This is a genomic window from Thermococcus sp. ES12 (genome assembly GCF_012027515.1).
Lineage (GTDB): Archaea > Methanobacteriota_B > Thermococci > Thermococcales > Thermococcaceae > Thermococcus > Thermococcus barossii.
Genome location: NZ_SNUP01000023.1, coordinates 1 through 533, shown reverse-complemented (window position 1 = coordinate 533; position 533 = coordinate 1). Strand labels below are relative to the sequence as shown.

General features: G+C 39.6%; 1 pseudogene. It reads left to right on the top strand.

Features of this window, described 5'->3' with window-relative positions:
* Positions 1-412: pseudogene (locus E3E37_RS10805) on the top strand (hypothetical protein); the annotation flags it as partial.
* Positions 413-533: the final 121 nt, after the last annotated feature.

Here is a 533-nt window from a genome sequence, read left to right as displayed (position 1 = left end):
CGATGAGATTGCTTTGTTCTTCAAAAATGCGAAGGAGAGCTGGAAAGAGGGAATAGTAAAGTTTGAAAATAATAACGATGAAAATAGAGTTGACAATGAAATCTTCGACCTTGCACTTCTCATAAAAGTCCTTCCAAAGTTCCACGGCAACAGAAAGAAGCTTGAGAGGCCGCTAAAGAAGGTTTTGGAGATGTGCATTGAAAAAGAGTTCGATGTAAAGTTCAAGGAAAATAACAATGAAAGGATAATAAAGTTGCCTCAGAACATCGAAGAACTAAACAGCGGGGCAATAATTGAGATGTTCACAAATTGGAAGAAGTACGAGAACAACTTCCGCTTCAAACACACAGCCAAGAAAATTCTCCGCATGCTCCGCCAGCTCTACGAGATAGGTTTTGCAAGCTTTAGCTAGAGTTCCCACCATTCCCTCAAAATCTCTTTAACTTTTCCAACAACTTTAAGTGCTTCATACCTTGGTTTTATTATTTCCTTTTCAGCCTTCCCCTTGAGATATCCCTCAATGAATGCTGGCA